Origin of the sequence: Brevibacillus sp. DP1.3A (assembly GCF_013284245.2) — a bacterium.
In the GTDB taxonomy this organism is placed as follows: Bacteria; Bacillota; Bacilli; order Brevibacillales; family Brevibacillaceae; genus Brevibacillus.
Genome location: NZ_CP085876.1, coordinates 1,279,818 through 1,302,787, shown reverse-complemented (window position 1 = coordinate 1,302,787; position 22,970 = coordinate 1,279,818). Strand labels below are relative to the sequence as shown.

Genomic DNA, 22,970 nt, shown 5'->3' with positions numbered 1-22,970 from the left:
CATGGCTCGCATCCGCGCAATAGCTGCCCTCCTCCTCCTTCCGCTCCTGCTAAGTGGCTGCTGGAACGCGCGAGAAATTGAGAATCTGCTTTATGTCAATGCGCTTGGGGTCGATTTTGTTGACAATAAATTCGAGGTGTACGCCCAAATATTGAGCTTCTCTACCATCGCCAAACAAGAAGCGGGAGGAGAACGGTCTACAAGCGGGGTGGCCATTGCAAAAGGAAGCGGCGATTCTTTTGTGAGCGCACTCTTTAGTCTCTATCCCGCAAATCAAGAGCAAATGACATGGAGTCATATACGCTCTCTGGTTCTCAGTGAACAAGTATTGAAATCCCCGCTTCTCGATCAGGTCATCGATGAGCTCGATCGGTTTTACGAATTTCGTTACACGATCTGGACATATGCAACCAAAGATCCACTGATGGATATTCTTACGCCCAAGCAAGTCTTCAAACAGCCTGTCATTTACTCGCAGTTGTCCAATCCACAGGATCTTCACAAGCAAAACTCGGTGATTTACCCGATGAAGCTGTTTCAATTTGTCAGCAAAAGAGATGAGCCGAACAAGGTCGTCTATTTGCCAATGCTCTCTATTAACAGAAAGACCTGGTCGGAGGACAACAAACCTTTACCCCAGCTTAAAACAACCGGTGCCTGCATGCTGCAAAACAAGGAGGTCAAGGGATGCTGGCCGCGCTCTGAGCTGCTCGGATTGCGCTGGTTAGACAAGCATACGAATCGATCATTACTGACTTTGAAGAAGGGCAAGCAGCCTCTCGCAAATCTCGTCCTGCAAAAACCAAAAGTAAAGATACAGCCGCTGCTGCGAGACAATCAGGTCACGTTTCAGATTGATGTAGAACTGCTCGGCTTCATACCGCAATACCATCACATCAGCCCTGTTCGGGAAATCGAAAAAGAAGCCGCGAAAAAAATCGAAGAGCAGATTCGGGGGCTATACGAAAAAGGACGGAAGCAGCAGATGGACACGCTCCAGCTCGGTCACACCCTTTATCGCAAATATCCGCAAGAATGGAAACGGATGCAGCAAAATGGGGCACTACCGCTTCAGCCGTCTTCTCTGGGGGCGGTGAACGTCAAAGTGACGATTTACGATGGCGGAATTTCGAAGGTGAAACAAGTTCGTTAAATGGAAAAGGAGCAAAGCCTGAACTTTGCTCCTTTTCCCGTTTACTATTTAGAGCTATACCACATATGCTCCCGCTTCGATAACACGATCCGCAATCGAACGTTTGAGTGCCACCGTATTGATCGGCGTGCGGCGGGTCAGCTTTTTCAGGATCGAGAGGCGTAGACGAAGCTCGTCGCCCTCTTCCATCGTTGCCAATGCTTCCTTCGCCCAGCCTTCGATACGGTCGAATGCCTCATGTACATACACAGCGGTCATTTCCAGCTTTTGCTGCTCGGCTTCGATGCCATGTGCCGCCATTGCTTTCTCGGTACGCTTCACGATGCTGTCCATTGCATACAGCTCGATCAGCATATCAGCCGCGAATGCCAAGAGCTCCTGTTCTTTGGACATCTCCTGTTGGTATTTCATCAACGCAGAACCAGCCACCATCAAAATGATTTTGCGCGTGATGTTGATCAGATGCTTCTCCATAGCTAAAGGTGCATCTTCAATCTCTTCTGGATAATAGCTCATCAGCTCTGCTTGCAGGCTGCCTGCTGCTTGCATGAGTGGCAGTTCGCCTTTCATCGCCTTTTTCACGAGCGTATCTGGGATGAGCATGCGGTTGATTTCGTTCGTTCCTTCGAAAATACGGTTAATCCGAGAGTCACGGTACATGTTCTCGATCTCATACTCGGACATAAAGCCGTATCCACCGTGGATTTGCACGCCTTCGTCCACGCAGTAATCCAAAACCTCAGTGGCAAATACTTTATTGATCGAGCATTCAATTGCATAATCCGCAATCGCCTTCGCAACCTCCGCGCCATCATCCGCTTTTTCACCCAAGCGAGTCAGCGCTGTATCGAACAGACCCACTGTCCGATAGACGGAGCTTTCAGCCGCATACGTTTTCACTGCCATGTTCGCCAGTTTGTTTTTGATTAAGGTAAAGTTGGCAATTGGCGTTTTGAACTGCTTACGCTCTTTTGCGTAGTTTGTCGCGAGTTCCACTGCTTTTTTCGCGGAGCCGACTGCGCCCACCGCGAGCTTGTAACGACCAACGTTCAAGATGTTGAACGCGATCACGTGACCTTTCCCAGACTCACCGAGCAGATTGTCTACCGGCACAGGTACATCTTGCAAAATGACCGTACGTGTCGAGGAGCATTTGATCCCCATCTTCTTCTCTTCCGGTCCAAACGAAACACCTGGGAATGTGCGCTCGACGATAAAGGCTGTAAATTTCTCGCCATCAATTTTCGCGTATACGATAAACACATCAGCAAAGCCAGCGTTTGTGATCCATTGCTTCTCTCCGTTGAGAATATAGTGCGTGCCATCTGCGGAGAGTGTCGCTGTCGTTTTCGCACCCAGCGCATCTGAGCCAGAGCCTGGCTCTGTCAGGCAGTAGGCAGCGATTCGTTTTCCAGACGCCAGATCAGGCAGGTAACGCTGTTTTTGTTCCTCGTTTCCAAAGTACACGATCGGCAGTGACCCGATACCGACATGGGCGCCGTAGCTGAGCGCAAAGCCGCGAGCCAGCGAGAACTTCTCTGTTACGAGTGCAGTGCTGACTTTATCCAGCCCCAGTCCCTCGTATTTCTCCGGAACATCTCCAGCCAACAGACCGAGCTCCCCTGCTTCCTTCAACAGACGAACCGAAATATCAAATTGGTGGTTTTCAAGCTCTTCCAGATGAGGACGAACTTCATTGTTGACGAAATCCTCCGTCGTCTTGGCAATCATCTTTTGCTCGTCGGTGTATTCTTCTGGCACGAATACATCATCAGCTGAACCTGCATCGATCAAAAAGCTTCCACCGCGGATCAAATCTTTTGTTTCTGCCATTACTATCCCTCTCCCTTATTTTAAAATTAGATCATCTCAAAAACGCCAGCTGCTCCCATTCCACCACCGATACACATCGTAACGACTCCATATTTTCCGCCTCTGCGCTTCATTTCGTTCAAAAGCTGGACGGTCAGCTTGGCACCACTGCAACCGAGCGGATGCCCTAATGCGATTGCCCCACCATTTACATTGACCTTTTCAGGATCGAGTCCCAGCTCGCGAATGACGGCAATCGATTGAGAAGCGAACGCTTCGTTTAACTCAAACAGATCGACATCCTCCAAGCTGATTCCCGCTAGCTTCAATGCTTTTGGAATCGCGACAACCGGACCAATCCCCATGACATCAGGGTCTACGCCGCCAACCGTAAAGGAACGGAACTTGGCAATCGGCTCGACACCCAGCTCGGCTGCTTTTTCGGCAGACATCACGAGAACTGCCGCCGCGCCGTCGCTCGTTTGCGAGGAGTTTCCTGCTGTTACGCTACCTTGCACATGAAAGACCGGCCTGAGCTTGGCGAGTGCCTCCATCGTCGTGTCCGAGCGCGCTCCTTCATCCTTGTCGAAAACACGTTCCTGGACGTGAACCTTGCCAGCTTCATCTACAAAATGCTGCTTGACTGTCAATGGTACGATTTCATCCTGGAATTTCCCTAAAGCAATCGCAGCCGTCGCACGCTGATGGCTTTGCAGAGCAAAAGCATCCTGATCCTCACGAGAAATGTTGTACCTCTTCGCTACTTCTTCTGCCGTATGACCCATGCTCATGTACGCTTCTGGCTTCGTTTCTACCAAAGTCGGATTGAGTGCGATTTTGTGACCGAGCATTGGCACCAGACTCATGCTCTCCACCCCGCCAGCGACAACTACATCGGAGCTACCGACCATGATCTGCTGAGCAGCGTAAGCAATCGTCTGCAAACCGGAGGAGCAAAAGCGATTGATCGTGATTCCCGATACATTTGTCGGCAATCCGGCACGCAGTCCGATCAGGCGAGCCATATTCATGCCTTGCTCAGCTTCCGGTACAGCCGTCCCCAGGATAATATCCTCGATATCAGCCGGATCGAGCTGTGGCACGCGGCGCAACAGGTCGCTTACAACTGCGGCTCCCATATCGACTGGGTGAAAATCCTTGAGACTTCCTTTTTTCGATTTACCGATAGCGGTACGGGCGCCCGCGACAATAACTGCTTCTCTCATCGTTATCCCTCCCTCTCCCTAGTTACGCAAAGGCTTGTTTTTGGTCAGCATGTGCTGCATCCGTTGCTGGCTTTTCGGTGTCTTGATCAGTTCGAGGAACGCTTGCTTTTCCAGCTCCAGAATGTAGCTTTCTGTCACTTCTGTACCCGCAGGCACGTTACCACCAGACATGACATAGGCAACTTTGCTTGCAATCAGCTCATCATGCTCGGAAATATATCCGCTTTTCTTCATGGCATAAATATTTTGGCGCAGGTTCGCATAACCCGTTTCTCCAATGACGCGAATTTTGCGTGGCGCTGGCGGCGTGTAGCCCTCTTTATCCATCGCAAGCACCAGCTGCTTCGCATCGTATAGCAGATGATCAGCATTCACGCTGATGCGGTCAGTCGGTCGCAAGTACCCCAGATTGATGGCTTCCTGACCACTCGTAGATACCTTTGCCATAGCAATGGCTTCAAACGCCTTCGCCACGAATGGGAAAGGATCAACTGGCATGCTGCCTCCCTCTGGAACGTTTTCCATTGCTCGGAACAGCATCTCCTTCGTTCCTCCGCCACCTGGCAGAAGCCCTACTCCCACCTCTACCAGTCCAAGGTACGTCTCTGCCGATACCTGTACACGATCCGCGAGATAGACCACCTCGACACCGCCACCCAGCGTCATGCCGAACGGTGCTGCGACGACTGGACGATGCATGTAGCGCAGAGCCCGTGCTGTTTTGTGGAAATTCGAGACGAGCATGTCGAGCTCCAGCCAATTCTCATCCTGTGCTTCCATCAACGCCATTGCGAGATTCATCCCGACGCAGAAGTTTTTGCCTTGATTACCGATGACCAGACCAGCGAAGTTCTTTTGCACTTCCTCTGCCGCCTGACTTGCCATGTTCAAGACATCCATCCCAAGTGCATTGTGCGGGGAGGTGAATTCCAGACATGCGACTCCATCGCCCAAATCGATCAAGGCAGCACCCGCATTTTTCTTGATCAGCTTGCCTTGCTCCTTAAGTGCTGCCAAGTTGATGTTTTCCTTGCTCTCTTCGACGTCTTTGTAGATGCCTCCGATGGAAAACACGCTGCGCTTCCCTTGTTCTTTTTGATAGAAGGAGGTTTTCCCACTCGCGAGCAGCTCCTCAACGAGTGCCGGAATCTTCTCGTTTTCCTCACGCATTTTTGCCACTGACTTTTCGAGACCGATGGCATCCCATGTTTCGAACGGCCCCATCTCCCAGCCGAAGCCCCACTTCATGGCCTGGTCAACAGAGACGATATCGTCTGCGATCTCATGAGCCTTTTCAGCAGAGTACAGCAGTACCTTTTTGAAAACACTCCAGACAAACTCACTGCCCTTGTCCTTGCCGTATACGAGCGCTCTCAACTTCTCAGGCAATGTCTTGGCTGTTTTGGCTGTTTCGAGGGAAGCGAACTTCGGCCTCACACTTGGTCGGTATTCCAGCGTGTCAACCGACAGTGCCATAATCTCTTTGCCTTTCTCCGTCTTCACCTGCTTGAAAAAGCCTTGACCAGCCTTTTGCCCGATCCATCTTTTCTCCACCATTTGCAGAACGAACTCCGGCACTTCAAAAACCGAGCGCTCCTGCTCATCCGTGCTTTTGTTCCTGACGTTACCCGCCACATGCACGTACGTATCAAGTCCGACGACATCGAGTGTGCGGAACGTAGCGCTCTTCGGACGGCCGATGACTGGTCCTGTCAACGCATCTACCTCATCTACCCCAAGCCCCAGTCGCACCATTTCGTGGATCGAAACCTGCAATCCATATGTACCGATGCGATTAGCGATGAAGTTAGGCGTATCCTTGCAAACGACCATTCCTTTTCCGAGCACGTGCTCACCAAAATGCTTCATGAAAGAGATGACTTGCGGGTCTGTATCTAGACCTGGGATCAGCTCCAACAGTTTCAAGTAGCGCGGTGGGTTAAAAAAGTGTGTGCCGAGGAAATGCTTGCGGAAGTCATCAGAGCGTCCCTCTGCCATTTCGTTGATAGAAACACCGGACGTATTGGAAGACACGATTGTCCCTGGCTTGCGATGCGCTTCTACCATAGCGAAGACGCTCTTCTTCACCTCGATGTTCTCGACAACTACCTCAATAATCCAATCGACCTCGCTCAAGCAAGAGAGATGGTCTTCGAAGTTACCAACTGTAATCAGGTCGATGTTCTTTTTATCGTAGAGCGGCGCCGGCTTCTCCTTCAAAAGTCGGTCACGGCCCGCTTGTGCTATCCGGTTTTTCACCACGCTATCAGACAAAGTAAGTCCTTTGTTACTCTCTTCTGCTGTCAATTCACGCGGCACGATGTCCAGTAAATAAGTGGGAATACCGACGTTGGCTAAATGTGCTGCGATCCCAGCGCCCATGACGCCTGAACCGAGAACTGCCGCCTTGCGAATTTTGCGTTCCATCTCCAAATCCTCCTTTTTAAAAACCTAGTCATGGCTTATTCATGGTCAAAAGAATGGCCTCGCAACAGTGAATACCCAATATTCAGACTAGCAGATCATTTTTAAAACTTCTACTTTCTCCATAGATATTCCTGTGTACATCAGCACATGTCTCCCGTTGAATGAATGCTCATTCAGTATGTGGGTTAAAAAATGACATCCCACGTTTTGGCTGTGTTACATGCCCGGAGATGCTACGCTCCCACCAACTGAATCACCGTTCAGTTTTTATTGTAATCGAAAATTCTGTCAGTTGCAATCGTCACTTCACGAAAGAAAAGAAAAGGGGCATCCAGTTGTCCAGTGCCCCATTTTCTGTCCTATTTTTGCGAGTAAATCAGCGTGGTGATCTTGCGTCCGTAAGCGTTGGACGCGTCTGCTTCCAATCGGTATTCAATCTGGAAGTCACCGTTTTTCGGGTCTAAATAATGAGCAATCACCCAGAGGGCTTTTGAAATGTTTTCGTCAGCCTTGACCGATACTTTTACTGGTCCGTTGTACGTGGGCACTTGTTCCAGCTTTGCCATGCTTTTGAGTGCATCATCTGTAAAGAGCACAGACAGCTGCTTCTGATTTTTGGTTTCGTACGCCAAATTCGCTGCTCGTAAATTCACCTGCGCGATGTGCTGCTGATTCGCAGGTGAACCACGGAACTGCGAAGCTGCATCCATCCGGTAATAATCAATCAGTCGATCCATCACAACGACATATTCTGCACGCGTCAGGATCTTATTCGGAGAAAAGGTCTTGTCCGTCAGAAACAGATTGAATTCCCGGATCGCCAGTGGGTACGGTGAATATGTATCCCGATAGAATCGGTCGCGCTTCCATTCGTAATGGCTGTTAAAGAAAGAGACTGTATCTTGTGGTTTAATGTTGGCTGTGCGGAATTTTTGTGGTGCCAGCATATGAAACAGCATCAAGCTGGCCTCTTCTCTCGTCAATGGCCACTGCATCCCGGCACTGGACATCCACCAGTCCGGATTTTCCTTCTCTTGCTTTTTCATCAGGTGCCCGGTTTCAGCCAAATATAGATAGTACAGCATCCGGTCTCCTGGATCAAACTTGCCCAGATCGTCCGTTTCGATTTTCATCATGGTCTTTAGATTGCTCAGCAGTTGATCTACTTCCCCCCGGAGTAGATAGCGTTGATCCAGGTTTGGCTTGCGTTGTGGCTTTTCAATCGGTCCATATACCGTCTCAAATACGCGATTCAACATAGCCAAAGCTTCGCCTCGAGTAACTGGCTTGTTTGGGTAAAAAGGCTGATATCCCTTCCTCTTTACGATGCCCAAATCCGCCATTTCGTTGATTTGCTCACGCGCCCAATGTCCCTGTATGTCCGTATACATACCAGGTGCAGCCGCATTCGCACTCCCTGAAAAAACGCTTTGCACCACTAGCAGTGCCAAGAGAAAAACGATAGCAAAACGCTTTACCATGACTTACGATAACTCCTCTCTTACCATGATCATTTCCTTACTCCCTTTTTTTGGAATTCGTCCCCAGTAGCATCCATTCCTGCCATATTGGTCTATTTTCCTGGGTCTGATCTCTCCCTTTCTTGTATCGGGATGAAAACGGGACTTTGTTATACTTTTTCAAAACAAATGAAAAAGAGCCGCACTTTGTAGTAGCGGCCCAATTATATCCTTTTTCTCTATACGCTGACTATCCTTCAATCTGCTCTAACCATCCTGGTCCCTTGGTCAGAAGCAACCGATATAAGAAAATGTTGATGAGAGTGAACAGGACAATAATCCCAAGAGTGGTCCCTAACATGGATATCCCAAGCGAAAAACTGGCGAGGACGACTAGGCCACCTGCCATAAGGCCTATTACCAGCGGGAAAGGGGGATTGAGATTTTGCTTGACGGCCTCTTGTTCGGAGCTCCAGCGCAGCTTAGGCAACTGTAAATCCACCATGATTCCGATCAGGTTGATAAAAATCAGCCCAGGAATTCCACACACGATGGCAAGTAAGAGAAAGGCAGGGGAAAGCTGTAAAAACCATACTCCCTCTGCAAGAAGCAGTAACATACTAACAGCACTTAGCACCAATCCTGGGAACAGCTTTGCCAACAGAATGTGTTGATAAGGCAAAGGCAATCACTATTACCATACCCGCTACAGAGCCCTTCTGCATGACAGTTTGAATGAATGAAATCATTTCCCCGCTGTCTATCAAAGCAAGGGCAAACAGGTTACCCCCTAGGAAAATCTTGGTAACAAAGCCCGACAGCTCATTTTCTTGTGTCAACAACATTTGCTGAATGACTGATTATTTCCGGGCATTCTTTTAGATATGAACGTATTTAATTCGATCTTGGAATGACGATAATTAGCTCAATTGGCTCTTTCGTCCACGTCCGATCATAGATGACCTCGCTGTCGAGTAGTCCGGAAAAGAATCGCAAAGGCACGATAAGGGTGGTGTTTTGAAATAGTCTTGGTTCGTTATTTAACACCCTGTCCTGATCCCCATTCAACGAATAATTAGGGTTTCCTACTGAGGTAAGTATCGATGTGTTCCCTTTCTTAACCAAAGCAGATTGAGTACGCTCCTCCCAGGTCACGGTAGCTCCGAGTGCTTCCGCTAGATCGCGTAACGGTACGTACATGGTGTCATAGTCATCCACAATATCTGAGTCTAGCCTCTGGTTATTGACGAATATTTCCTGACGATTAATTCGATGGGGCGTTGAGTGACCGTACTCCGTTTCCAACCTGAAGGAAATGTCTTTTATTTCTGGCAAAGGAACAGCAGGTCCTTCTAATGGGAGATCGAAGGATGCTTTGACAAATCGTCCTGGCTCCAATGTCAGTGATTCGTTAAGGACGGGATGCTTTTTGCTACTATCGTTTGTGTATATGACATCATAATAGGGTGGTTTCTCCCCCCAGCCTACAATCACAGAATCCCATTTGAAGTTAGTAGCAGTTGCATCACCTATGTTGAATACAGCAGCTTCCACATGCAGTTTGTTATCTCGATAGGAGGCAGAGAGCAGTTTCGTCTCGATATTAGCCTGTGGAATCGTCTGTCTTCCCAGGCTATAAGAGAGCTGATCACGAATATAAGCTCCATCTAGATGAGAGGCATCCGTAATGTCTTTTACGAGCTTGAATTGAAGATCTGCAACAAGACCCAGTTCACTATCACCTGCTAACACAAGATCTTTTTTGATAGTAGCTGGTGCCAGGCTGATTTTCTTTCCGCTTTTACTATAAAGATCGAGAGTCGCTACCAAATATTCAATTTCACTCGGGCTGGTATTTCCCCAGGAAACAGTGGCATATGCCAAAGGTGGATTTTTTGAATCATCCAACTCTATATGATCCAAGCGGAATTGGAGCGGGCCGGAATCACTAAAGTCATCTGCAAAAGCTTGCACGGGGACAAGGAGTAACAGAAAACACAACGAAAGAAAAAATAGAGAAATGCGAGAAGTTTTCATGAGCGTCATCACCATCCAGTAAGTAAGGTAGAAATGGAAAAAAATTCATTGCTATTATCATTCTAGTGTAAACAATATTTTTCACTTTGTCTGTAAAAAGAGAAGATTTCAAATAGCTGGAGGCTTATAGGGTGGTGATCAGCACGAATGAATAAAATAGCGTGGAAAAGCCTTGCAACAAATGCGCGAAAAGAGCTGATAGAGAAGGTCACAGCTAGCGCTTTTCGAATGGGAATCACCGAAGCAGGTGTGATCGAGGAAATAGCTTATACGTGGTTTCATCGCTTAATTGTGTTGAGATTTATGTAGGTAAACCAGTTCAGGTCGAATATTTTGCCTTGATCCGGACGTGTGATACCTGTGATCATTTTGATCGTGGTTGTCTTGCCAGCTCCATTTGGGCCGAGGAAGCCAAAAATTTCTCTCTTGGGCACTGTGAGATTCATTTGATCCACTACTTTTATGGTGCCGTTGTAGCTTTTCGTTACATTGACCACTTCTATCATCGCTGTTTCTCTCCTCTCCCCCGCCTTTTCCAACATTTTTTCCAATTTACTTCCACTTCATTTATTACGAGTAGTTCAAAGAAAAGTTCCGGGAAAAGAAAAAGAGCCGTCGGTTATCCCAACGGCCCTCATGATTAGTTTTGTGGTACAAAGCTGCCATCACGCAGCATAGTCAACTCGCCCATGATGAATGCTAAATCTTCGTTTCCGTCCAACTTGCCACTTTCTTCTAACGCTTCCAAACGACGCAGAAGCATGTTGGCAAAATCTTGAATCTGTACCGGCTGTGCCTCCATATCCGCATCATCCAAAACTTCAAAACTAGTCAAGGCTTCCAAGTGGGTTACAATACGGAAACCGCCGATTTCCCCCAGGAACTCTTGCTTGTTCATTTTTGATTTCTCCAATTTTTGCAGCATGGACAAAATATCATTCGCTACCACGCTCGGAAAAGCAACCTGGTAAAAGTTGCGATTTTTCGCTTCCTCGGTTTTGATAATCAAAACATCAATACCGTCCGGCTTTTTTGCTTTTTTGCCAAACCCAAACATATATTCCACCTCAATCGTTCGATCTGTCCAACTCTCTCCATGATAGACATAATCCGAGAGTCAGACAACCCCTATCCATATATTAACTGGGCTATTTGTCTTTTTTGACACACACGCTAACGTAAAACGACTGCTCCCAAGTGAGGTGCGCCATGAAAGTGAATTGGAAAAACTGGATGTTTATTCTCGCTCTCTCTTTGCTCGTCACAGGATGCGTGACGCAAGTAAAGCTGGAACAGGCAAAAACCAAGGCCAAAACGCAGAGTAAGCCTCCCCAGCAGTCTGCCATCCAAAAGCTTGGCGATAACAAAATGGATGTCGTCCTCTTTTTGAAGCAAGCCGAGCATCAGCTGGAAAATGTATATTATGCTGCTGCGGACAATGCGAAGGGCAAAACTGTGTTTGAGGATGGTCTCGTCTTTCGTGAATTGCCTAAGCGCTTCGACAGTAAAGACAAGATAACGGGTTACTTCGTTCGTTTTTGGAGCCGTCCACTGGCAGAAGCCATGTACGATAACATGACAACCAAGCTGGTAAAGGAAAAAGTATACGTAGCAATCCCCCGTGTCGACTATCCGACTTTGATCTCGGTACGAAACACGAATGTCCAAAAAAACAATGGAGAACTCAGTGTGACCGTGGAAGATGTAACCGATTCCTCCTTTGCTTCTGACCGCACACTGCGCTACCGACTCGTGCGTGATCAAAAGACCAAACGGTTCGAAATCAAATCACGGATGGGCACATATGGGAATGAACAATTTCAATAAGCCTCTTGACATTTCTTGCGGACCAAGCGAATAATAGTGAATTAATAAGCACATAGTGAGCGGCAATGACGGGGAATAGTAAAACCGCCCTTCAGGTCCAGAGAGCGAAATCCACCGGCTGAGAGGTTTCGTCCTTGAATCGGTTTGAACCCACCCCAGAGCATCCAGGGAAGACCTGGACAGGTTTCTTTCACCTGTTATCAAAGAAAGAGAGCCGGGCGTTTCTTGGCTGAAGTATGCCTTCAGTTCAAAACGTCAAATAAGGTGGTACCGCGTGAGGTTATCAAGCCCTTTCGTCCTTATCAAAGAGACGAGAGGGCTTTTTTGTATGCAAGAAGGGGGTTTTTCGCATGAAAAAGGGGAAGTTGCGTTTGGTAGTAAAGGTGGGGAGCAGTTCGATTGCAGCAGCTACAGGCGGTGTTGATCCGGCGAAAATGTCGCTGCTCGTCTCTGCTATCAGCCAATTGCGCGAAGCGGGTCATCAGGTTGTCTTAGTCTCCTCGGGAGCTGTCGCCAGCGGCTATCAAAGTCTCGGCTACCAGCAGCGACCGCGATCCTTGGCAGCCAAGCAAGCAGCGGCTGCCATCGGGCAAAGCTTGTTGATGCAAACCTATACGCAAATGTTCGGCGCCCATAACTTCAGCGTGGCGCAAATCTTGCTGACACGCGGTGACTTTTCACACAAGGAACGGTATCAGCACGCATTCTCCACGTTGTCACTGCTATTGGATAAAAATATTTTGCCAATCATCAACGAAAACGACACGGTATCCGTAGCGGAATTGACCTTCGGAGACAATGATATGCTTGGCGCACTCGTCGCTGGTCTCATTCATGCCGATTTGTACACAATCCTGACTGATACGAATGGCTTGTATGATAAAGACCCTCGTTATCATGCTGATGCCAAACACATGGGCTGGCTCGAATGTGTGACGGACGAAATCGAGGCACTTGCAGGCGGAGCTTCCCAACTGGGAACAGGTGGTATGCGCTCCAAGCTGATCGCAGCAAAAACCGCCCAATCATTAGGAATCCCGAGCTTTATCGGAAAATTGACGAATACCACTGATTTGGTGGATGTCCTTACTGGCAACGGGAATGGCACCTACGTCAACTATCATCCAGAAGCGCCTGCAACAAACGGCGTTCCTACACGCAAGCAATGGATTGCGCTTCACTCCCCTACCCGCGGAAAAATCACGGTTGATAGCGGTGCAGCGGAAGCGATTTTGGAAAACAGCAAAAGCTTGCTCTTGGCAGGTGTCCGCGATGTATCCGGCATGTTCGAGCAAGGTGAGGTTATCGAGGTTTACTGTGAGGGTATGTTGATCGGTCGCGGTATCAGCAGATTCACTGCCACACAGTTAAGTGATTTTCTTTCCCCTGATAACGTAACGCGACACAGCGGTACCGTTATACATCGAGATGAATGGACACCTGTCAGATAAACGAATCCATGTAGATAGAAAGATAGGAGTTGGAGAAACCATGGAAAGCTTGAAAGAAAAAGTGCATACACAAATAAGCCTGGCCAAACAGGCTTCTCGAAAAATGGCAATACTCTCTCGCAAAGAAAAAGACGAGGTGCTCGTCGCAATCGGCAACCAGCTGCTGGCTGATGAAGCCGTCATTCTCTCAGAAAACGCCAAGGACATCGCTCTCGCGGAAGCAGACGGTCAGCCTACCTCCTATCTGGATCGTCTCCTGTTGACGCCGGAGCGAATTGCACAGCTCGTGGATAGCCTGGCGCAGCTGGTATCTCTCGATGATCCGGTCGGGGAACGGATCGACTCGTGGACACGGCCAAACGGACTTTTCATCGAACAAATCCGCGTCCCTCTCGGTGTTATTGGAATGGTGTACGAAGCCAGACCGAACGTCACCGTTGACGCTGCAGCTATCGCCATCAAAACGGGCAATGCGATCGTCTTACGCGGCAGCCACAGCGCTGTTCACAGCAATCTCGCGTTGGTAACTAGCATTCGTCAAGCGCTCACTGCGACCGGACTTGACGCAGAAGCGGTGCAGTATTTGCCTTTTGCCGAACATGCCTCTGTCGATTACTTGTGCACCGCCAATGGTCTCGTCGATGTCATCATCCCTCGAGGTGGTGCAGGACTGATCCAGCGGGTTCTGCAAATCGCAAGCGTTCCTGTACTCGAAACAGGCGTCGGCAATTGCCACATTTATGTGGATGAAGCGGCTCAGTATGACATGGCTGAAAGCATCGTGATCAATGCCAAAACAAGTCGGCCAGCCGTATGCAATGCTGCCGAAACACTCCTCGTGCACCGCAGTTGGCCACAGGAAAATCAACGAGCCTTGCTCCAAAAGCTACTAGCGAAGGGCGTTGAGCTCCGTGCTTGTGAGCGTACGATAGAGCTGCATTCCGACCTCGCCGATCAATTGCACCATGCAACGGCACAAGACTGGGATGCGGAATACTCTGCGCTGATTCTGGCGGTGCGCACTGTCGATAGCCTGAGCGAGGCCATTGAACATATTACAGCGCATACTTCCGGCCATTCCGAGGCAATCGTAACGGAAGATGAAATCGCAGCCCGTCAGTTTTTGACTTCGATCGATGCCACAGCGGTTTATCATAACGCCTCTACCCGCTTTACAGATGGTGGAGAATTCGGCTTCGGTGCCGAGATCGGCATCAGTACGCAAAAGCTTCACGCTCGTGGGCCAATGGGCTTGCCAGCGCTCACTTCTTACAAGTATGTCGTACGCGGAAACGGCCAAATCCGATAGTCCAAAAGGAGGGAATCACCATGAGTAACCAAGCAACAGCGATTACAGAAGGACGGATCGGTTTTCTCGGTGCAGGCTCGATCGTGGAGGCTATGCTTTCCGGTATTGTAAAGAAAGGCTTACTCCCTTCTGAGCGTATTACCGTCTCCAATCGCAACAATATGGAGCGTTTGGAACAGTTGGCAAATGACTACGGGGTAACTGCTACTCAAGACAAATTTGAGGTAGTCCGCTCTTCCGATATTTTGATTTTGGCCATTAAGCCTAAGGATACTGCAGAGGCTTTGCATGATTTACGTGGGGTCGTTCGTTCCGACCAATTGATTATTTCAGTGGTCGCTGGCGTCTCTACCAGCTTGATCGGAGAGTGGCTCGGTGCAGAGTGTCCGATCATCCGCACGATGCCCAATACTTCGTCTGCCGTTGGTTTGTCTGCTACAGGACTGTGCGCGAATCCTTTTGTTCAGGAAGAGCACCGCGAGCTGGCTACCAAACTTTTCGAAGCAATTGGCACTGTATATGAAGTCGCCGAGGAAGAGTTGGACATCATTACTGGATTGTCTGGAAGCGGCCCTGCTTATATTTACTATTTGGTAGAAGCCATGATGGGGGCAGGTGCCACAGCGGGGCTAGATCGTGAAATGGCACGCCAATTAACGCTGCAAACCGTGATCGGCGCGGCACATATGCTGCTCGATACACGCGAAGAACCTTCTATTCTCCGCCAAAAAGTAACGAGTCCGGGTGGAACGACTCAGGCAGGACTGGAAGTATTGGAAGCCTATCAATTCCAGGAGGCCGTCACTGCAGCCATTCTGCGTGCTGCGGAAAGATCGCGGGAGATGGGGGCACAATACCAGTAAAGTCGTTTTGTCTCCCCTCCTTGTCATGTATAATAAAAAAGATCAAGCATAGTCGAGAAAAATGACGAAGGAGGTCCCATGGAAATTTACGCCTTGTACGGCACCAGTGGAACAGGAAAAAGCACCAGTGCATTAGAACTTGCTCACCGAATGAACATCGACGCCATTATTGATGATGGCATCCTGATTTACCAGGGACGCAAGGTGGCCGGAACCTCTGCCAAATATGAGAAAACAAAAATTCAGGCGGTAAAACGAGCTATTTTTCATTATAAGGAGCACGCTGAAGAAGTACGGCAAAGTCTTGGCGATATTCAACCAAGCCGACTACTCGTGTTAGGAACTTCGCAGCGGATGATTGGTCGTATCGTCGAAGCCTTGCATTTGCCTTTTCAGGTGGACTTCATCCCGATTGAATCCATCAAGCCTCCGCAGGAAATCGAGGCTGCCCGCTACGTGCGGGAAACAATGGGCAAGCACACGATACCGATTCCGCGTGTGGAGGTAGAAAAAGATTTCCTCCAGCGACTCATCTCTTCTGCCCAACAAATTTTCAGCTCGAAAAAAGAAGTCATTGGGGAAACAACCGTGGTTCATCCTCCGTTTTCAGGTGGACGCATCATGATTCATCCTCAGGTATTGCGAAAAATCGTGGAAGCGGCCTGCGACCAGTTTGATGAGGTCCATCATGTGGTCAAGATCGTCTCCAGCTTTGAGGATTTGCCTCGGTTTCAGGTTTCGATTGCTCTTCAACTGCCTTTCATGACAAATATTCCAGCACTTATCTATGCCCTTCAATCTACGTTGTACAAAGAAGCTCAATATTGTCTCAATATCGCTCCCGCTAGCATCGACATCGTCGTTTCTTCGCTGGAGCTAACCTGATCCGGTCCTTTGCGACCGGATTTTTTTTTGGCTGCAATCCTCAGGGGTTACATCCTGACTTGTTGCTCATCCTATACATGATTCCATCTGAAAGGAGCAACCCGATGCCATCCATCCTGTCTTCCAAGCCCTTTACACAAGCTCCGATTCCCGAACCGCCCAAGGTCATTACGACAAAGGACTTGAGCTATCTCAAGGATGCTTTGTCATGGGAACTGATCGCTTTCAAAAAGCTGCATGCTTTCGCACAGCAAGCCACTAATCCCCAGGTCAAGCAATGTCTGGAACAGCAAGGACAAATGCATCAGCGACACTACCAAAAACTGCTGAGTCACCTGCAAAACAACAACACCGCAGTGATGGCGACCATTCCGCAGACACAGACACAGTCCCAGCAACAGCAACCACAACATCAAATGCAATAAAGGAGGAATCGGGATGCCAAACCAAAACCAGATCGCCAATCCGCAATCCGGGCAGCTGCCACAAGTAAAAGGCCCGCAAATGAACGATCGTGACTACCTCAACGACTGTCTGGCTACGTGCAAGTATTTGACGGATAACTTTAACATCGCCGTTCGTGAAGCCAGCCACCAGCAGCTTTATGATGACATGGTACAAATTTTGAATGAAACCCATCAGTCAGCACGCGATGCTTTCAATCTCATGTTCCAAAAAGGATGGTATAAGCTGGAGGCTGCCGAACAGCAACAACTGCAGCAAGCATATCAGCAGTTTAGCGGGTACTCCACGCAGTTCCCTTATCATTGAAATAGCAGAAGACACCTGACCCAAGCAGGTGTCTTCTTTCCATTACCCTTTGCCACGCAGGAGCTGCGATAAGATAAATAGCGCCTTTTCCATGTCAGCTTCCTCCGCGTACACGTAGGACAAGCGAAGATGATGACTATCCGTCTGATCATAAACAAAGCCGGGATTTAACAGGACCCCTTTTGCCAATGCTTCCGTAAAAAGCTTGCGCATCGAAACCGCCTGATGCAGACGCAGCCAAATATAAAAACCGCCATGTGGAATACGCCAATCTGCCAGATCGCCAAACCAGCGAGTAAGCCATTCGCACATCCTGTCCCTTCTGTGTCGCAGTGCCGCTCTTAGCTGATCCAGATGCCGGGAATATCTCTTGCTTGTAAGCCATTCTGTCGCGACCCATTGGGAAATAGCACTCGCTCCGTAATCTGTCTGCATTTTCACATCCGCGAGGCGTTCAATGACAGGCTCAGGCCCTACAATCCAGCCAATCCGCAGCCCCGGACTGAGTGTTTTGGACAAGCTGCCCAAATACAAGACCAGCCCGCTCTGATCCCTCGCCTTCAACGGCAATGGCCCCGGTTCGTCTAACCACAATTCTCCATAAACATCGTCTTCCAACACAGGCAGTCTCTCCCGCTCACATGCCGCCAGCACTTGCTCCCTTCTATTCTCTGATAGGCTAATCCCCGTCGGATTGTGGTAAGCCGAAATCGTATAGAGTAGTGCCGCGTTATGCGCCTGTTTTTGTCTCGTTAGCCCTTGGGGAGTGATTCCTTCTGCATCCATCGGTACACCAACCAGACGCATTCCCGATGATTGAAACAAAGGCAGTGAGAATAAATACGAAGGCTGTTCGAGCAAGATGGCAGATCCACGGTGAAGGATACCAATCGATATCAACTGCAAGGCTTGAAGGGCCCCTGAAACGACCAAAATAGACGCCGGAGAAGCTTCGATCCCCCTGCTCCGCAAATGATTGCTGATCACCTGACGCAAAGGCAACAACCCTTTTGGCTCCGAATATCCGAGATGAGTCATTTTGCCCTGCAAGCTAGCCATGACCTCTTCCATCTCCGCAACAGGAATCAAGCCGGGCGACAGCTCACCTGTCCCCAGGCGAATGTACCTCGGGTCTGGCTCATAACGATTGATATCCTGAATCGTCTGCGAGTTGGGTAGATGCGCCCCTGCCTGAACGTAGCCCAGCCAATTCGGGGGAGGTGCAGTCGTCAGCAAGGACCAGGTGTTGTTGCTAACAACGGAGCCACTGCCTACTGTTGCTTCAATGAAGCCATCCGCTTTTAGCTCTTCCAACGCCGTCACCACCGTGCTGCGGTTTACATCAAAGGCTTGTGCTAACGCTCTTTGTGTTGGCAATTTACTATTGATCGGCCACTCACCGCCTGCAATTTTCCCCTTGATATAAGCCACGATCTGCGCGTAGATCGGTATGTCAGATGATTTGTCAGGCTTCCAGTCTATCGTCAACACAGGCACATTCCTCCTCATCTTATCATTGTACAAATTGGTTGGTTTGGATGCAAACCAATTGGCTGGAGACAACAGATTCACAACCGTGAATAATGACAGTAATGCAAATAGCCTTTGCATCCAGAGAGAAACGGGGAGGAAATGATCATGCTGGAAGCGATTTTGCACGGTTTTGTGCTTGCTTTTGGACTTATTTTACCGCTCGGTGCACAGAATGTTTTCGTTTTTAATCAGGGGGCCCTACAACCTACATTACTTCGCGCCATGCCCGTCGTACTGACTGCGGCACTCTGCGATACCCTGCTCATTTTATTGGCAGTATTGGGAGTCTCTTTGGTTGTATTGACAGTCACATGGCTAAAAACGGTTCTGTATGTCGTCGGCTTCTTCTTTTTGGTGTACATGGGATATTTAACGTGGCGTAGCCGTCCCAATACGGAGAATGGAGAGAAAGAATGCTTTTCGGCCAAAAAGCAAATCATGTTTGCTGCCTCTGTCTCTTTGTTGAACCCGCATGCGATTCTCGATACGATCGGCGTGATCGGCACCAGCTCACTCAGCTATACCGGAACAGAGAAATGGGGCTTTACGATTGCCTGCATCCTCGTATCCTGCCTCTGGTTTTTCGGCCTTTCCGTAGCTGGTCGTACGGCAGGACGATTGGATCGTTCTGGAAAATTACAGCGTGGCCTGAATATATTTTCAGCTGTGATTATGTGGGGAGTGGCCGTCTATATGGCAGCCCAATTACTCACGACGTAAAGAGTTAGTGAAAAAGTGCATAATCCCCACCTCCTCCACTCAAAATACTCCTATTCGGGTTTTCGAAGTGGAGGTTTGTTTTATGCTTTTTACCAAATCGGACGCACTCTTGGATGACTTGTATGAGATTGCGAAAAATGTGCATCAAACAGCGATCTATTTTAATGAATACAAGATTACTTCATTGGAGACTGTCAAAACCTTTTCTACAGAGATGAAGGAATACGAAACAAAAGGCGACAAGCTCATCCATGAAATCATCGTACAAATCAACAAGACATTTATTACCGCCATCGAGCGAGAGGACGTCCTGGACCTTGCCGTCAAGCTGGATGATGTGCTGGACGGATTGGAGTTTTGCGCTTCGAGGCTCTATATGTACGACATCATGGAAGCAGATGAAACGATGGTGCGTTTTGGGCAACTCATCGAAGAAGCTACCAAGCAAATTCTTCTCGCCATCGAGCTGCTTCAAAAGCAAAAGCTGTCTGATATGAAGGAGTACATCATCCGCATTAACGATTTGGAAAGCGATGGGGATGAATTGGTGCGGGAGAGCATCCGACAATTGTTCAAGACCTCGAGCGATCCGATTCACATTATGCAGCTCAAAGAGATTTACGAAGTGCTCGAAGATGTCATGGATCATTGCGAGGATGTCGCCGATGCGATGGAATCCGTGATCATGGGCAACTCTTAAACCAAGGAGACCTACTTTCATGCAGACGAGCCTTCCTCTTGTTATTGCGGTTATTATCCTGGCTGTTTCCTTTGACTTTATCAACGGATTTCATGATACAGCCAATGCCATTGCAACCACCGTATCCACCAAAGCTCTCCCGCCTAAAATTGCCATTGCTCTGGCAGCTATCATGAACTTTATCGGTGCCCTGACATTTACCGGGGTCGCCAAAACGATCGGTGGGGATATCGCCGATCCAGCCAAGCTGGAATTCGGAGTGCTTGTGGTCATGGCTGCTCTCCTGTCTGCGATCCTTTGGAATTTGATTACGTGGTGGTACGGTATCCCCAGCAGCTCGTCACACGCTCTCATCGGCTCACTCGTAGGGGCAGTCCTTGCTTCCGCCGGGAGCGCGCAAATCAACTGGGCTGGTTTTTTAAAAATCTTTCAAGCGCTGATTGTATCACCGGTTATCGCGCTGGTTGCCGCTTACCTCATGATGAATTTGGTTTATTTCATTTTCAGTCGGATCATGATTCCCCCTACCAAGGTCAACCGGGGATTTCGCCTCTTTCAGATTTTCACGGCGGCCCTGCAATCCTTTACACATGGAACGAATGACGCACAGAAGGCGATGGGTATTATCGTGTTTGCTCTCGTAGCCGCTGACCTGCATGCAGATACGAGCACGATTCCTTTCTGGGTGCAGTTCATTTGTGCGCTCGCGATGGGCTTGGGAACCTCTGTCGGAGGCTGGAAAATCATCAAGACGGTCGGGGGCAAAATTACCAAGATTGAACCAATCAATGGAGCCACGGCCGACCTCACCTCGTCCTCGATCATTTTTACCTTTACGCAGCTAGGATTGCCTGTCAGCTCTACCCATGTCATCTCTTCCGGGATCATGGGGGTCGGCGCAGCCAAACGGCTGAAGAGCGTCAATTGGGGCGTCGCCAAACGCATCGTGATCACCTGGTTTATTACGCTGCCGATCTCTGCCTTGCTCGCTGCGGCTACGTATTTGTTGCTACATATATTTATCTAACAGCAAAAGGGACGAGTAACAGGCTCGCCCCTTTTTTCTTTTATTTTAATTGAAAGCCAAAGTAAGACTCTCCGTTCTCTAAAAGCTGCTTTGCATTGCTATTCTCTTACTTTTTTACAAGCTTTTTCATACCCTCTTCAACAAATTGGTCATCTCGCAACTTGTCCTGCACACTTGTCTTCCACTTTTCTTTTGTCAACAGCGACGCCAAATCCTCACCGAAGAGACCTTGCATGACAACTCGTGTGGCAACAATCGTAGTATCTGAAAAACGGTATTCGATTGTTTGCAAATTGTCTACCAACGCAAAGGCTGACACGGAGTTATACAGCATCGCTTGCTTGAACAATTTCGCCTCGACATCGGTCGTCATGTCCTCGTAATGAATCTCAATCGTAAACTTCTCCGGACGGAGCTGAAAGGTGCGCTTGAGATGGCTCAACGGCAGATGATTGAACATGACCAGATTCGAAGTAGCGCCCATGTACTTGTTTTTGTATGGCAAAATGGATTCCAAATCGTGAGTCAGTGGGCTTTGCTGAGCTAATTGATATTGCTCGGATTGCGCTTCGTTCTCCGGGATAATGACGATCTGAATGACCATGAACAGGACAACCCCGATAAGAACCAAGGCAAGTATGATTTTATTTCGCAATGACGTCACCTTCCCCTGCATCGTATTTCAAAATAAGCCGCGGAATGGCATGGAGCCACAATGGTATAAGGATTGAGAGAAAAGGCAGCGCATATGATACGGCAACGTTAGCGAATTGATACGGTCCAGTAAGATTCACTGGCGTTGAAAACCATAGATTGCTGCCAAAATAGAGCGCAGTCGTAAAAACGAGTGTCCCGACAATATAAAGCGCCCACAGCATCCAGCCTGTTTTCCGCAGCAAACAGGCAGACCGTACATTCATACTGGTCAAATTTTGCGAGGAAGCCGGTCGGTTGATCCCCAGCAAAATCAAATAGACGATTCCGATAAGGATGCAAATCGCAAACAGACTATAGTTCAAAAAGATCCCCATGCCCCAAATTCGCAGAGGCATTGTCACAATCCAGGCAATGAGTACGTACAACAATCCGAGTTGCAACAACTCTTGTACAAGTAGAAATATGTATACCTGGCGGCGTTCTCCGACAATCGAATCAATCGAAGGGAGATTGGCTTTTGCTTTTTTCACCGCTTCATCCAGTGATAGCCCATCTGCAACCAAGTCGGCGACCTTTGCCTCCAGATTGCTCAATACTTCCCATTTGAGCTCCTCGATTTGCTTACTTCCTCTATATTTTTGAAACAATTGATCGACATAGTGCTGTAAACTCTCCATCACACTTCCTCCCGCCTTTCGATGAGCTGGTCAATCAATTCTTTGGCAACTTTCCAAGATGCCAGCGCTTTTTCGTACGCCTCTCTCCCTGCTTCTGTCACCTGATAATATTTGCGTCTGCCCCCCTGGCTCTCATCTCCCCAGTACGAAGCGATCAGCTTGTGTGACTCTAATCTTTTCAGACTGGTATACAAGGAAGGCTCTTTCAGTTCGTAACGCCCGCCGCTGTTTTTGAAAATGGCTTTGATAATTTCGTATCCGTAGTTATCGCCGTCACACAGGACACGGAGAATAATCGTATCGATATGACCGCGGATAATGTCACTGCTGATACTGCTGTCACTCATCTCGTTCACCTCGCAACTATAGCATAACACATATTACTATGTGTAACGAAGTAATATGTGTCGAATTGCTTTTTCACTGAATAAAAAA

22 protein-coding genes, 1 pseudogene and 1 other annotated feature are annotated in these 22,970 nt (G+C 48.6%); of the genes and pseudogenes, 11 read left to right on the top strand and 12 right to left on the bottom strand.

Annotation, left to right across the window (positions count from 1 at the left end; all coding sequences use genetic code 11):
* Position 1 precedes the first annotated feature (1 nt).
* Positions 2 to 1,153, top strand: a complete 1,152-nt coding sequence (locus tag HP399_RS05905) for a Ger(x)C family spore germination protein (protein WP_173616618.1) — start codon at positions 2 to 4, stop codon at positions 1,151 to 1,153.
* A 54-nt stretch (positions 1,154 to 1,207) separates the two neighbouring features.
* On the opposite strand, the gene HP399_RS05900 is transcribed toward HP399_RS05905, so the two are convergent.
* From HP399_RS05900 to HP399_RS05865, 8 genes and pseudogenes are all read right to left on the bottom strand, one after another.
* Positions 1,208 to 2,986, bottom strand: a complete 1,779-nt coding sequence (locus HP399_RS05900; protein WP_173616619.1) for an acyl-CoA dehydrogenase family protein — start codon at positions 2,984 to 2,986, stop codon at positions 1,208 to 1,210.
* A 26-nt stretch (positions 2,987 to 3,012) separates the two neighbouring features.
* Complete coding sequence (locus tag HP399_RS05895; RefSeq protein WP_173616620.1) at positions 3,013 to 4,191, bottom strand: acetyl-CoA C-acetyltransferase; 1,179 nt, start codon at positions 4,189 to 4,191, stop codon at positions 3,013 to 3,015.
* An 18-nt stretch (positions 4,192 to 4,209) separates the two neighbouring features.
* Positions 4,210 to 6,618 (bottom strand): 3-hydroxyacyl-CoA dehydrogenase/enoyl-CoA hydratase family protein, encoded by a 2,409-nt coding sequence (locus tag HP399_RS05890; protein WP_173616621.1) that lies wholly within the window; start codon positions 6,616 to 6,618, stop codon positions 4,210 to 4,212.
* A 359-nt stretch (positions 6,619 to 6,977) separates the two neighbouring features.
* A complete protein-coding gene (locus HP399_RS05885; RefSeq protein WP_173616622.1) occupies positions 6,978 to 8,099 on the bottom strand; it encodes an S-layer homology domain-containing protein in 1,122 nt (373 codons plus the stop codon).
* 229 nt (positions 8,100 to 8,328) lie between these two features.
* Entirely contained in the window at positions 8,329 to 8,760 is a 432-nt protein-coding gene (locus HP399_RS05880; protein WP_173616623.1) for a hypothetical protein, read from the bottom strand.
* A 212-nt stretch (positions 8,761 to 8,972) separates the two neighbouring features.
* Positions 8,973 to 9,986, bottom strand: a complete 1,014-nt coding sequence (locus HP399_RS05875; RefSeq protein ID WP_173616624.1) for a stalk domain-containing protein — start codon at positions 9,984 to 9,986, stop codon at positions 8,973 to 8,975.
* A gap of 458 nt (positions 9,987 to 10,444) precedes the next feature.
* Positions 10,445 to 10,621: pseudogene (locus HP399_RS05870) on the bottom strand (ATP-binding cassette domain-containing protein); the annotation flags it as partial.
* A gap of 134 nt (positions 10,622 to 10,755) precedes the next feature.
* On the bottom strand, positions 10,756 to 11,172 hold the full coding sequence (locus HP399_RS05865) for a hypothetical protein (RefSeq protein WP_173616625.1): 417 nt from the start codon (positions 11,170 to 11,172) through the stop codon (positions 10,756 to 10,758).
* A gap of 152 nt (positions 11,173 to 11,324) precedes the next feature.
* Here HP399_RS05865 and HP399_RS05860 point away from each other — a divergent pair, with 152 nt between their 5' ends.
* The 7 genes from HP399_RS05860 (at position 11,325) to HP399_RS05830 (ending at position 17,221) form a co-directional block, all read left to right on the top strand.
* Complete coding sequence (locus HP399_RS05860) at positions 11,325 to 11,942, top strand: hypothetical protein (protein ID WP_173616626.1); 618 nt, start codon at positions 11,325 to 11,327, stop codon at positions 11,940 to 11,942.
* Between the two features lie 56 nt (positions 11,943 to 11,998).
* Positions 11,999 to 12,246 (top strand) — a binding site (T-box leader).
* A gap of 46 nt (positions 12,247 to 12,292) precedes the next feature.
* Positions 12,293 to 13,393 carry a glutamate 5-kinase gene (gene proB / locus HP399_RS05855; protein ID WP_173616627.1) on the top strand — a complete coding sequence of 367 codons (1,101 nt, stop codon included), beginning with the start codon at positions 12,293 to 12,295 and terminating at the stop codon, positions 13,391 to 13,393.
* A gap of 40 nt (positions 13,394 to 13,433) precedes the next feature.
* Entirely contained in the window at positions 13,434 to 14,702 is a 1,269-nt protein-coding gene (locus tag HP399_RS05850) for a glutamate-5-semialdehyde dehydrogenase (RefSeq protein ID WP_173616628.1), read from the top strand.
* A 20-nt stretch (positions 14,703 to 14,722) separates the two neighbouring features.
* Positions 14,723 to 15,565 carry a pyrroline-5-carboxylate reductase gene (gene proC, locus HP399_RS05845; RefSeq protein ID WP_173616629.1) on the top strand — a complete coding sequence of 281 codons (843 nt, stop codon included), beginning with the start codon at positions 14,723 to 14,725 and terminating at the stop codon, positions 15,563 to 15,565.
* Positions 15,566 to 15,643: 78 nt separating this feature from the next.
* The gene (locus HP399_RS05840) at positions 15,644 to 16,450 is read left to right on the top strand and encodes a hypothetical protein (RefSeq protein WP_173616630.1); all 807 of its coding nucleotides are present in this window, start codon (positions 15,644 to 15,646) and stop codon (positions 16,448 to 16,450) included.
* Between the two features lie 104 nt (positions 16,451 to 16,554).
* Positions 16,555 to 16,875, top strand: a complete 321-nt coding sequence (locus tag HP399_RS05835) for a ferritin-like domain-containing protein (RefSeq protein WP_173616631.1) — start codon at positions 16,555 to 16,557, stop codon at positions 16,873 to 16,875.
* A gap of 13 nt (positions 16,876 to 16,888) precedes the next feature.
* Complete coding sequence (locus tag HP399_RS05830; RefSeq protein WP_007718473.1) at positions 16,889 to 17,221, top strand: spore coat protein; 333 nt, start codon at positions 16,889 to 16,891, stop codon at positions 17,219 to 17,221.
* 42 nt (positions 17,222 to 17,263) lie between these two features.
* On the opposite strand, the gene HP399_RS05825 is transcribed toward HP399_RS05830, so the two are convergent.
* Positions 17,264 to 18,712 carry an aminotransferase-like domain-containing protein gene (locus tag HP399_RS05825; RefSeq protein WP_173616632.1) on the bottom strand — a complete coding sequence of 483 codons (1,449 nt, stop codon included), beginning with the start codon at positions 18,710 to 18,712 and terminating at the stop codon, positions 17,264 to 17,266.
* Between the two features lie 147 nt (positions 18,713 to 18,859).
* Here HP399_RS05825 and HP399_RS05820 point away from each other — a divergent pair, with 147 nt between their 5' ends.
* From HP399_RS05820 to HP399_RS05810, 3 genes are all read left to right on the top strand, one after another.
* Positions 18,860 to 19,474: a LysE/ArgO family amino acid transporter gene (locus HP399_RS05820; RefSeq protein WP_173616633.1), complete on the top strand. Its 615-nt coding sequence runs from the start codon at positions 18,860 to 18,862 to the stop codon at positions 19,472 to 19,474.
* An 82-nt stretch (positions 19,475 to 19,556) separates the two neighbouring features.
* Complete coding sequence (locus tag HP399_RS05815; RefSeq protein WP_173616634.1) at positions 19,557 to 20,174, top strand: DUF47 domain-containing protein; 618 nt, start codon at positions 19,557 to 19,559, stop codon at positions 20,172 to 20,174.
* 19 nt (positions 20,175 to 20,193) lie between these two features.
* Positions 20,194 to 21,201, top strand: coding sequence for an inorganic phosphate transporter (locus tag HP399_RS05810; protein ID WP_173616635.1), 1,008 nt, complete (start codon positions 20,194 to 20,196; stop codon positions 21,199 to 21,201).
* 106 nt (positions 21,202 to 21,307) lie between these two features.
* Here HP399_RS05810 and HP399_RS05805 read toward each other — a convergent pair whose 3' ends face one another.
* Genes HP399_RS05805 through HP399_RS05795 form a run of 3 tightly spaced genes read right to left on the bottom strand, consistent with a single transcriptional unit; the run spans position 21,308 to position 22,882 of the window.
* Positions 21,308 to 21,865, bottom strand: coding sequence for a DUF4825 domain-containing protein (locus HP399_RS05805; protein ID WP_173616636.1), 558 nt, complete (start codon positions 21,863 to 21,865; stop codon positions 21,308 to 21,310).
* Positions 21,846 to 22,535: a permease prefix domain 1-containing protein gene (locus tag HP399_RS05800; protein ID WP_173616637.1), complete on the bottom strand. Its 690-nt coding sequence runs from the start codon at positions 22,533 to 22,535 to the stop codon at positions 21,846 to 21,848. Before HP399_RS05800 ends, HP399_RS05805 begins: the two co-directional genes overlap by 20 nt.
* Complete coding sequence (locus HP399_RS05795; protein WP_017251491.1) at positions 22,535 to 22,882, bottom strand: PadR family transcriptional regulator; 348 nt, start codon at positions 22,880 to 22,882, stop codon at positions 22,535 to 22,537. The genes HP399_RS05800 and HP399_RS05795 overlap by 1 nt, the downstream gene beginning before the upstream one ends.
* Positions 22,883 to 22,970: the final 88 nt, after the last annotated feature.

Coding starts and splice junctions, on each gene's coding strand:
- HP399_RS05900 (WP_173616619.1), bottom strand. CDS start 2,986: ATGGCAGAAACAAAAGATTTGATCCGCGGTGGAAGCTTTTTGATCGAT.
- HP399_RS05835 (WP_173616631.1), top strand. CDS start 16,555: ATGCCATCCATCCTGTCTTCCAAGCCCTTTACACAAGCTCCGATTCCC.
- proB (WP_173616627.1), top strand. CDS start 12,293: ATGAAAAAGGGGAAGTTGCGTTTGGTAGTAAAGGTGGGGAGCAGTTCG.
- HP399_RS05795 (WP_017251491.1), bottom strand. CDS start 22,882: ATGAGTGACAGCAGTATCAGCAGTGACATTATCCGCGGTCATATCGAT.
- HP399_RS05820 (WP_173616633.1), top strand. CDS start 18,860: ATGCTGGAAGCGATTTTGCACGGTTTTGTGCTTGCTTTTGGACTTATT.
- HP399_RS05840 (WP_173616630.1), top strand. CDS start 15,644: ATGGAAATTTACGCCTTGTACGGCACCAGTGGAACAGGAAAAAGCACC.
- HP399_RS05890 (WP_173616621.1), bottom strand. CDS start 6,618: ATGGAACGCAAAATTCGCAAGGCGGCAGTTCTCGGTTCAGGCGTCATG.
- HP399_RS05810 (WP_173616635.1), top strand. CDS start 20,194: ATGCAGACGAGCCTTCCTCTTGTTATTGCGGTTATTATCCTGGCTGTT.
- HP399_RS05860 (WP_173616626.1), top strand. CDS start 11,325: ATGAAAGTGAATTGGAAAAACTGGATGTTTATTCTCGCTCTCTCTTTG.
- HP399_RS05905 (WP_173616618.1), top strand. CDS start 2: ATGGCTCGCATCCGCGCAATAGCTGCCCTCCTCCTCCTTCCGCTCCTG.
- HP399_RS05895 (WP_173616620.1), bottom strand. CDS start 4,191: ATGAGAGAAGCAGTTATTGTCGCGGGCGCCCGTACCGCTATCGGTAAA.
- HP399_RS05850 (WP_173616628.1), top strand. CDS start 13,434: ATGGAAAGCTTGAAAGAAAAAGTGCATACACAAATAAGCCTGGCCAAA.
- HP399_RS05865 (WP_173616625.1), bottom strand. CDS start 11,172: ATGTTTGGGTTTGGCAAAAAAGCAAAAAAGCCGGACGGTATTGATGTT.
- HP399_RS05885 (WP_173616622.1), bottom strand. CDS start 8,099: ATGGTAAAGCGTTTTGCTATCGTTTTTCTCTTGGCACTGCTAGTGGTG.
- HP399_RS05800 (WP_173616637.1), bottom strand. CDS start 22,535: ATGGAGAGTTTACAGCACTATGTCGATCAATTGTTTCAAAAATATAGA.
- HP399_RS05830 (WP_007718473.1), top strand. CDS start 16,889: ATGCCAAACCAAAACCAGATCGCCAATCCGCAATCCGGGCAGCTGCCA.
- HP399_RS05815 (WP_173616634.1), top strand. CDS start 19,557: ATGCTTTTTACCAAATCGGACGCACTCTTGGATGACTTGTATGAGATT.
- proC (WP_173616629.1), top strand. CDS start 14,723: ATGAGTAACCAAGCAACAGCGATTACAGAAGGACGGATCGGTTTTCTC.